The organism is Brevundimonas sp. TWP2-3-4b1, assembly GCF_049897665.1.
Taxonomy (GTDB): Bacteria; Pseudomonadota; Alphaproteobacteria; order Caulobacterales; family Caulobacteraceae; genus Brevundimonas; species Brevundimonas subvibrioides_B.
In genome coordinates this window covers 1-9,797 of record NZ_JAFCWQ010000041.1, presented here as the reverse complement: position 1 = coordinate 9,797, position 9,797 = coordinate 1, and the positions used below count along the sequence as shown (strand labels likewise).

Here is a 9,797-nt window from a genome sequence, read left to right as displayed (position 1 = left end):
TAGGTGTCACGAACACGGATGCTTTGGTCGCCGGACATCGACATCATCGCGGGCGGTCTGGGGATGAGCTTCGCCCTTTGGAGCATTCGCCGCCGGCAGCTCGGCAAGCCGGTCCATCCGGACACCGCAAAGGTCGATGGATGGCTACTGGTGTTTGCCGGCGCGCTCGTCTGCCTCGGCGTTGCCCGTTGGCCGGGATAGGGGCAACCCGAAAGCGGACGTCCCGGACGTCTGAAACGGGTGGAAAGCGGACTTTGGGTATTGCTACCGTGGGACTGGCGCTAGCCTGATTTCCGCCAGCGGAGCTGTAGGATCATCACGTGCGTCTGGAACATGCTGCAGGTCAGACGCCGCCCCTCGATCGATCCCGAATTGTCCCAGAGCAAACGGGAGCCGTACAGGTTCTTGGAGAGGGGCGAGTGGGCCGGAACTTAACTCTCAGCCGAACTGGCGGCTCGTCGCATCCGCTGCGGACAGCATTGAATCATCGTCGAGACTTGAGCTTGGGCGGGTCGGGATCGGTTGGCCGTGAACGGCCTCCTCGATCACGGCATAGAGCTTGCTAACCTCGATGGGCTTGGCCACGTGCCCATCCATGCCCGCGCTGAGATATGAGGCGATCTGGTGCGCCATGGCATTGGCGGACAACGCGATGATCGGAACCCGAGCCCTGCCCGTCCGCGTCTCTTCAGCACGGATGGCAAGGGCGACGCCCACGCCGTCCAGCCGGGGCATCTGGATATCCAAGAGGACGAGATCGAAGTCTTCCATGCGCCAGCGATCGAGGGCTTCGAGGCCATCTGACGTTATGCGGAGATCGACCCCCAGAGGCTCAAGCAGCGCGCGCGCGACCATCTGATTTGTAGGGTTGTCCTCGGCCAGCAGAATCCGAAGCGGTTGCGCGCCGGGCGCGCACGGCGGGCTCTCCGCGGTCGTCGTCGGCTGTGCGGCCGGGCAGGCCCGCCTCTGCATTGGCAGCAGCAAGGTGAACTGCGAGCCACGGCCCACCGCGCTCTCGACGAGGATGTCGCCACCCATGAGCTGGGCCAGCTCCCGGCTGATCGCTAGACCTAGGCCTGATCCGCCGAAGCGGCGAGTGGTTGAACTGTCCGCCTGGGAAAATTTGGAAAAAAGTCGCGAGAGAACATCTGAAGGCATACCGATGCCCGTGTCCGAGATAACGAATTCGACGGTTGTGTCTCGTGCGCGGACCTCGACATTCACGGAGCCGGACTCGGTGAATTTGATCGCGTTCGCAAGCAGGTTCGACAGGATCTGTCGGGTTCTCATCGAGTCTCCCCGCCAGAAGCCTTCGCAGGAGGATTCAAGGGCCAGCTTGCAATCCAAACCCTTCTCGTGCGCGAGGCCCTCGAACGCGTCGAAGGCCGCCTGGACTGCGCCGGCGAGCTCGAAATCTTCCGATACGATTTCCAGCTTCCCGGCTTCAATCTTGGAGATATCGAGAATGTCATTGAGGACCGTGAGAAGCAGTTCACCGGAAGCGCGAATGACGGCTACCTTCTCTTGATGAACCGCGGGCAGACTCGCCTTTTCCAGCACCTGGGCCATACCGAGCACCCCATTGAGGGGGGTGCGGATCTCGTGGCTCATGTTCGCCAGGAATTGAGACTTGGCCAGGTTGGCTCCCTCTGCCTGGTCCCGCGCTTCGACCAAGTCCACCATGGCTGTCCGCAGCGCAGAGTCATTGTCGCGCAGCCGCTGCAGCAGGGTGTTGAAGTCTCCGGTAAGCGCAGCCATTTCATCATTGCCCTCCGGAGCGACCCGAAGATCGAAGTCTCCGCTCTCCCTGACGGCCAACATGGCGTGGGAGAGCACGCGGACAGGACGGATGACCCCGCGTGCGAGCCACGTCGAGGTAACCAGCGCGAGGGCGACAGCGCCGAGGAGGCCGAGAAGCGATACCATGGTATAGCCGAGCACCATCTGCTCCAACTCATCGAGGGTGGAGATCAGCACGAGCGTGCCCACTGTCTCATTATCGAGTTGCACGGGCGTACTGATGACCAGCCGATCCCGCTCGAACCGCGAGCCGGTTGCCACAAAGGCGGAGGCCGGCGGGCTGTTGGCTTGATCGGCCGAGTACGCGGAGAACGGACTACCTGCGGCGTCGAATAGCCATACCGCGCTGACTCCGGGGATCTTCGCCGCGGACCCCAGTGTTTCCCGCGCAGCCTCACGATCCTGAAAAACGAGAGTAGCAGCGACGTTGGCAGCAAGGACGTCCGCAAGTACCTCGCGTTGCTCCAACAGCCTCCCCCGGTCGCTATGCCATTCGTTGACGATGAATGTGGGGTAGGCCACGAGGAGCGCGGCCAAAGCAGTTGCGACTGCTACCGCGGCAACCTTCGCCTGAATCGACGAGTTGATGAACCGGCCAATACGGTGAATCATCGGACGATGACTGCGAGTCGCAGCAGACTGGAGCTCAGGACGACTCCCGCGTTGCGGGCGTTGCGGTTATTGATTTCGAACCGGATTTGCCGTCCCACGGTAATGATCCCGATTGCACCGTTTGCGATGAAACCTTCCGAGTCGCCAATAGTGAGAACGCCCTCCCGAGCGAGCGAGGCCAGCCTCGCCGAATTGGCTTCCGCGGGGCCTAGGACAGCGGCGTGACAGCTTCGATCGAAGGTACCTGTTTGCCGCACCTGCAACGATCGGTCGCCTACGGGGCGGCCGTTGAACGAGGCCAAATGCGCGGCGAGAGCGTGCCGAGGCTGAATACAGAGCACGACGGGGCTTGAAGGTGTGGCAAAGCGACTGGCGTCCCAGCTGCTGAACCGCGTGAAATTGTAGATGATCGCTGCCCGCGCTCCGGCGTCCGGAGGCGCTGAAGCCTGCCGGGCATGAGCCGTGCCTGCGGCAAGTGATGAGGCCGCGATAGCGATCATTAAGAGGGGGCGGCGGTCCATGTCAGTACCGAGCCGTTACGCCGAACCAGACACGGCGTTGGACAAAAGCGGACGGACTGCCCAAGCCGGTCTCGACGATTTCCATCCGTTCTTGCTCGATCAGATTCTCGCCGAGTATGAACAATTCAAGATTCGGGGTGGGGCGCCACGAGGCCCGGAGGTCCAGATCTGTATACGCCTCGACGAGGCTGGCACTCGCGACCTCTCGGACCCACACGTCGAAATCTATCGTCTCAGTAACGTCGAACCAGGAACGTACCGAAAGTTGGCTGCCGGGCGATCGTTCCGGGTCAAAGGTATCAAGCCCCGGCACGACAAAGCCTCTCTCCAGGACATCCATGTCCATAGTGGAAGCTGCGACCTTGACCGTCCATCGATCCGTGAGACGAGCGTCGATTGCGGCTTCGAACCCCATAGTCTCTACGCGACCACCGTTGGCGAACTCCAGCGTGAGGAAAGGCTGGCCTGGCGCCGTCGCTGGCGTGGCGTTCCAGACTAGGAGGTTGTCGTACTGGTGAAGGTAGGCTGTCAGATCCAGCGACACAGCCGGACCGAGATGTCCGCGCCAGCCGGCTTCCCAAGCGAGCAGGTCCTCAGCGGCGAGATCGCCCGCCGCGGCGATTGCGATGATCGGATCGCTGGTTTGAAGCGCTGTCTCTAAGCGAGAAGGCGTGCGAACGGCGCGCGAGACCGCGCCCCATGTCGTCCATCCACGGGGGTCGGTCCAGGCGACCCGCGCGCTCGGCTGGACTTCGAGCCCAGTATACTCGTTGTGCTCGATCTTTGCGCCGAGAGAGACACGGAGCCTGTCGGGCACCAAGGTGATCTCGTCCGAGAGGTAGGCACCATACCAGCTGTCGCTGCGCTCTTCCGGAGTGAACCGGAGGAACGGCGTGGTTCCGTCAACCCGGTCGCTCCGCCACCGGTACCCCGCACCCCATACGACCTGATGGCGATCGCCGAGAGCGTAGTACTGCGAGAAGTCGATGTCCGCCTGATCGCTGACGCCATCCAATCCGCCTTCCTGCCGCTCCACATGGTCTAGGTATATCTGTAGAGAACTGACTCCACGTTCACCGGTTCGGGTCCAGCGTCCAAGAAGGTTCTGTCCGCTGAAGCGCGAACCGACAGGGGGGCCGACCGCAGCCGGCGGCTCAATATGCGAAAGAGTGGACCGGCCCCGGTACACATCGCCCTGGAGCGTGAAAGAGTCTGTCTGGTTCGGCTCGAAATCATATCTAAAACCCGCCTGACCGGCGGAGGAATCATCCCTGCGGCGGTCGGGAACCGCGTAGGCGAAACCCTCTCCTTGGTGTCCGACTACATACGCCCGCAAAGCTCCGTGCTCGCCCACTCTGGCGCCCAAGCGGAAGACAATTCGTCCGTCGTCGTCGGTGCTGTAGCGAGCCCCAGCAAGTGCGCCGAGCGTATCAGCAGCATGTTTGGTGACGACGTTGATCACACCGTTCACAGCGTTGGCGCCCCAGAGTGTGGCACCTGGCCCACGGACCACCTCGATCCGCTCGATATCCTCGACGGGCGGCATCTGCTGATCCCAAAGCACGCCCGACAGAGTCGACAGATAGATCGCCCGGCCGTCGACGAGCACCAGCAGCTTGTTCGAGAACCGGCCATTGAATCCACGCGCCGTCACGGCCGCGTTGCCGGATGCAAGGCTAGCCACTTCCATGCCTGGAACCATTCGGAAGAGTTCTGGCAGCGTAGTAACGCCGGAACGCCGGATGTCCTCCCGGCTTATGACGAATACGGCCGCTGCGGTTTCTTCCACTCGCTGCGGGCGTTTTGCTACCGAAGTGACGTTCGCCTGCAGGATTTCCTCCAGGCTCAGGTCCACGATCGGTTCCGATTGCGCGGTCGCAGGGCTGCAGAGGACGATCCACAGAAGCGAAGTGACCGCCGCGACGAATGTTTGCGTTCTGAGCATTTCCCCTCCAGCCGCAAAGCATGCATCTTCGCTCTGAAGGAAAGGTGAAGCTCTGTTATCAGCGGTGCTGTGCCAGCACCGAGCGTCGCGGCTTTGGCAAGATCGACCAACTCTTCCGCTACTTCGCAGCCCGCCCGAAGAGATCCGCCTCCCAAGCATTGTGCGACGACGTGTTGGGCTGTTCATGACGCGGTGATAGATGTGTCGGCCTGCCATCATCCCGGCAATAAGGCCGCCCGGTCAGGGCAGGCGCAATCGCCATCCACGAACTGCGATGTCCGCTTTGGGTCGGACCACGACATTGGCATCAGGCCCGAAACCGGACACTCACCGCCATGTCCCGGAAGCAGACCTTCCGAACCGCCCTTAGGGGTGAACATCAGACCTTGCCAGGATCCGAAAACGGCCCCGCTGTTTCCAGTCGAGGCCGTTCCGTTTCGGACCGATGTATAGGGTCAATCGAGCTGTCGCCGGCGTTGGATCAGTACCGCCGCCCCGCCAGCGAGGATCAGGCCCAGGAGGATCATCGCCCATTCCGTCATCGTGGGGACGGGCGCAGGAGGCGCGTTCACGGTGAAGGTGGGCGGCGCGGCCGGTGTGCCGACTTCAGTTGAGCTATTGTAGATTGTGCGGAACGTGCTTGGCGAATAGGTTCCGGGCGTTGGGCCGGCAGAGGCGGCCGAACTACGGATAGTGACCTCGATAAGGGATCCGGCCGACACCGTCTGTCCAGCGCCGAGAATAAGGTTTAGTTCGGATACCGAGGGGTTGCCCGAAATACTGCAGCGGTGCAGCGTGCCGGCCAGCGGCGCGCCGCCGATGGTGACCGACACAGACCCGGGCAGACAGTTGGACTGGGCGGCCAAGGTCAACCCCTGCACGCCAACGGCAAAGTTCAGCAGGTAATCGCCGGCCCCTCCTCCTGCTCCAACAAGTGTCGCCGCCGTCCTGTAGGTGATGACTACGTCCGTTGGCTGTGAGGCTGTTTGGTTCGAAAGCACAATGCTGACGTCGGTCAGGGTGCTGTTCGCCAGGGCCGGCAAAGGCGCGATTATCGCCACGAAGGCGCAGAAGGCGGCCAGAATTTTCAGTTTCATAACGCGGGTCCCCCAGATAGGCTACTGAAGTAGAGCGCCATCCGGCGCGACGTCAATGCGTGACCGAGATGGGTCGGACCACGACATTGGCATCAGGCCCGAAACCGGACACTCACCGCCATGTCTTGGAAGCAGACCTTCCGGACTGCGGCTGGCGACCAGTAGTGCTCGTCATTTGTCCAAGCGTGACAAGCCGACGATTCCAAATCAATGTTAGTCCGACCTTGTTGGATGGCGTGATGAAAAAGCTTCTGATTGTTGCGTCTGTCTTGGCCTTTCTCGCTCTAGGGTCAGCCGCTTCGGCCGACCCGCAGACCGACGAAGCCAATCGACAACGTCAGATGGACAGCATGCGGGCTGAAGCTGCCCGCAACGATCAGATCAACGCCGACCGAAGCCTTGCTCAGCAACAAGCCACTGCCGATGCGGCCCGGTCGAGCGCTAGCGGAGCGACCTCGTCCTCACTGTCCTCAAGCGGATCATCGGGCGGATCGAGCGGTTTGGGTGCCTCAGGTGGCTATACCAACAACAGGCCCCAGAGCGTCGTCGACAGCTATACAATCGTCATCCGCACCCAGGAAACGCCGCAACAGATGCTGGCACGGCTAGAGCAGGAGGCGGCGGGCGGCGACGTTGGCGCGCAGTACAATCTGGGCCGCATCTACTACACCGGCTTCAACGACGCGCCGCGCGACGACGTGCGAGCTCGGGGCTATTTCCAGCAGGCCGCCAGCGCGGGACATGCGCCCAGCCAGGCCAGCTACGGATACTTCCTGACCGAGGGCATCGGGGGCCCGGCGAACCCAGGCGAAGGCCAGCGCTGGCTAAGACAGGCGGCGGATGCGGGCAATTCGTTCGGCCAGGCCCAGTACGGCCTTTCGCTCGCAGTCGAAGACCAGGAGCAGGCGGCGCGGTATCTGATCCCGGCTGCGGCGGCCGGCGAGGTTCAGGCCCAGGCCATGCTCGGCACATTCTACGCCATGGGTGCCGGCGTTGAGCGCGACGACGCCAAGGCTGTCGATTATCTGAAGGCCGCCTCCGACCAGGGCGAGATGGGCTCCACCGGCCTTCTGGCCGGAATGTACCTGACGGATCGCGGCGGGACTCACGCCGAGGGAGTGCGGCTGCTTCGCCAGGCCGCCGAGGCGGGAGATCGAACCAGCATGGCCAACTACGGCTTTCTGCTGGTGCAGGGCAACGAGGTCGCCAAGGACGAGGCGGGAGGTGCCGCCTTCATTCGCCGAGCCGCCTATGCAGGCGACAACGGCGCGCGGGTCAGTCTCGGCCACATCTATAACGAGGGACTGGGCGTGCCGCAGTCGGACGCCGACGCCATCTATTGGTGGAACCTGGCCGCCGAAGCCGGCGACGAGGACGGCCTGGCGGTGATGCAGCAAGTGCGCACCGGCGGCGACGAACTGGGTCGCCCGCCGACGCAAGGGACCGGGCCAGTCGCCAACGACGGCGTATCGCCCGCGCCGAACCCCCAATCGCGGCAATCTTCGTCGCCGAACGCGCCCGGCGAGCCGTCCGGCCGGACCATGGATTCGTCTCCGGCTCCCACCGCGGAGAGCAGCGGCGGATTCATCACCGTCGGCCAGACGATCCGTGGCGATCTGAGCCGCTCTGACTCAAGGCTCGGCGACAATAGCTTCTTCGACTGTTACGCTGTTCAGACAGTCCAAGGAGCGGCTTATCGCGCGGTCCTGCGGTCCGTAGATTTCGACACCTACCTGAGCGTGGGGACTGGCGACTGCGCGGGTACGCCCACCTTGTCCGACGACGACGGTGCGGAAGGCACAGATTCCGCTGTCAACTTCACCGGCGACGGTCAAACGTGGTTCGTAAGGGCTAACAGCCTCGCGGCCGACACGAGCGGCACCTACACAGTGGAACTCGGTGAGGGCACCGGTTCGACGAGCCTTGCCTTGGGGCAGCCCATCACGGGAGACCTGACGTCTTCGGACGCTAAGCTGAGCGACGACAGTTACTATGATTGCTACGAGGTGCAGACCTCGCCTGGATCAGGGTACCGCGTGCTCATGCGATCAGCAGACTTCGACGCCTACCTTAGCGTCGGTTCGGGCCAATGTTCCGGTGCCGCCGTTCAGTCGGACGACGACGGGGGTGGAGGTACGGACGCAGCAGTGGCCTTCACAGGCGATGGCCAGACTTGGTTCGTTAGGGCCAACAGCCTCAACAAAGAGACAGTAGGGTCCTACAGCGTCGAACTCACCGAAGGTACCCAATCGGCCACCAATCATGCCAAGGCACGAACACGGCCGGGGCCTCGCTAGCGGCTCTGTAATTCCAAACTTAGCTCTGTTGATCGGCGTTCAAGGCGGGACCCCACCCGATATGAAATAACATATTGAATAAGCTTAATATCTCGGGGCGAAACGGGGTCCCGACGCATGCCAGTCATCATGCACGCTAAAGTACCTTTATATTGCGAATTCGACCACCTAGGCCGCCTTTCGATGGGGTCCGATCTCGACGCCGATCCACAGTGATCTTGCTAACGGGCGACATTCGACCTCCTGCCAAGAGTCTGGTGTCGTGAGCGCTCAGTCCCGGCGAGCGGGAGATTCACCAAGCTTTTCCGATGAGGCAGCGTCATCTTGTCAAGCCGGGCAACGTGATCGGGGTGCGGGCGTTTTCCCATTTCAGGCTTAGCCGCTTTTGGACGGCGTCTGGCGAAAGCATGCGAGGACGCGTCCCATGACCTTCATCTCCCGCCTTGTCTTCGGGGCCACCAGCCTTGTGCTCCTGCTTCTGGCTTTCGGCCTGATGGGCGTGGGCCTGATGGAACTGACCAAGGCCGGTAGTGGATCCGTCGACGCGGCCGGCGACGCCATTTTGGCGGCTCTGGGCTATGTCATCGTCGCCATCGCCGTCTTCGACGTGGCCAAATACATGTTTGAGGAGGAGGTCACCGGCGACCATGAAAAGCGCGGAGCCGCCGTGGCCCGGCGCTCTCTCACGAAGTTCCTGTCCACCATCGTCATCGCCCTGTTCCTCGAGGGGCTGGTGGTAGTGTTCAAGACCGCGCGCAGCGATGTCGCCATGCTGGGCTATCCCACCGCCCTGGTTCTGGTCTCGGTCCTCGTACTCGTGGGGCTGGGCGTCTACCAGCGCTTCTCAGCCAGCGTCGAGGAAAAGGTCGGCGACGGCGACGAGGCCGCCAAACAAGAGGAAGACGCTCAAAAGGCTTCGGTAAAGCGCTCACCCCCCTAGCGGCGGGACCGCGACGCATTCGCACGCACCGTGCCGTTTCGTGGAATGGGGCTTTGGCCCAAAGCAGGCAGGGCGGACTAACAGCCGATCCTGACCCGCAGCGCCGGTGCGGAGTGTCCGCTGTTCAACACCGCTCCAAAGACCAACCGCACCGGCTGAATGCGGACTCTCTCAGCGTCTCTTTCGGGTGGCAAGCGGACCTTCGCTTCAGATACCTTGACAACGGTGCCGATGGCAGCGGCGGAACAGCGAAGGTTTGTGGTCGTTAGGTCTTCCAGACGAGGAGTCTGACAATGAAACGATCAATCACCCTGACGAGCGCGCTGGCGCTGACCCTGGCCATCTCGGGTGCCGCGATGGCGCAGAATGGCAACGGTAATGGCAACGGTAATGGCCGGGGCAACGGCAATGGCGGGGGCGACAACGCCCAGCAGGAACGCGGCAACGGCAACGGTGGCGGAAATGCAAACCGGGGCGGCGGCAACGACAACCGGGGCGGCGATCACGGCCGCGGCAACGACCGCATGGAGCGGCAGGTCGAGGGCCGTATCCCCGACGTCGCCCGCGATATGGCGCGCGGTCAGG

The 9,797-nt window shown here is 62.7% G+C and carries 8 protein-coding genes; 4 read left to right on the top strand and 4 right to left on the bottom strand.

The annotated features are described in order from the left end of the window. Positions 1-18 precede the first annotated feature (18 nt). Positions 19-201: a hypothetical protein gene (locus tag ACP7A5_RS17410; RefSeq protein WP_426043083.1), complete on the top strand. Its 183-nt coding sequence runs from the start codon at positions 19-21 to the stop codon at positions 199-201. A gap of 237 nt (positions 202-438) precedes the next feature. On the opposite strand, the gene ACP7A5_RS17405 is transcribed toward ACP7A5_RS17410, so the two are convergent. From ACP7A5_RS17405 to ACP7A5_RS17390, 4 genes are all read right to left on the bottom strand, one after another. Continuing rightward, positions 439-2,412 (bottom strand): ATP-binding protein, encoded by a 1,974-nt coding sequence (locus ACP7A5_RS17405; protein ID WP_426043082.1) that lies wholly within the window; start codon positions 2,410-2,412, stop codon positions 439-441. Further along, complete coding sequence (locus ACP7A5_RS17400; RefSeq protein ID WP_426043081.1) at positions 2,409-2,912, bottom strand: YfiR family protein; 504 nt, start codon at positions 2,910-2,912, stop codon at positions 2,409-2,411. Before ACP7A5_RS17400 ends, ACP7A5_RS17405 begins: the two co-directional genes overlap by 4 nt. Before the next feature lie 22 nt (positions 2,913-2,934). Further along, positions 2,935-4,878, bottom strand: a complete 1,944-nt coding sequence (locus ACP7A5_RS17395; protein WP_426028835.1) for a TonB-dependent receptor plug domain-containing protein — start codon at positions 4,876-4,878, stop codon at positions 2,935-2,937. A gap of 455 nt (positions 4,879-5,333) precedes the next feature. After that, the gene (locus ACP7A5_RS17390; protein ID WP_426043080.1) at positions 5,334-5,975 is read right to left on the bottom strand and encodes an IPTL-CTERM sorting domain-containing protein; all 642 of its coding nucleotides are present in this window, start codon (positions 5,973-5,975) and stop codon (positions 5,334-5,336) included. Positions 5,976-6,214: 239 nt separating this feature from the next. Between ACP7A5_RS17390 and ACP7A5_RS17385 the strand changes: the two genes are divergently transcribed. The 3 genes from ACP7A5_RS17385 to ACP7A5_RS17375 all read left to right on the top strand — a co-directional run. After that, a complete protein-coding gene (locus tag ACP7A5_RS17385) occupies positions 6,215-8,272 on the top strand; it encodes a tetratricopeptide repeat protein (RefSeq protein WP_426043079.1) in 2,058 nt (685 codons plus the stop codon). 424 nt (positions 8,273-8,696) lie between these two features. After that, on the top strand, positions 8,697-9,212 hold the full coding sequence (locus tag ACP7A5_RS17380) for a GNAT family acetyltransferase (RefSeq protein WP_426042990.1): 516 nt from the start codon (positions 8,697-8,699) through the stop codon (positions 9,210-9,212). A 293-nt stretch (positions 9,213-9,505) separates the two neighbouring features. After that, positions 9,506-9,797: hypothetical protein (locus tag ACP7A5_RS17375; protein ID WP_426043078.1), on the top strand; the 292-nt coding region annotated here is incomplete at its 3' end.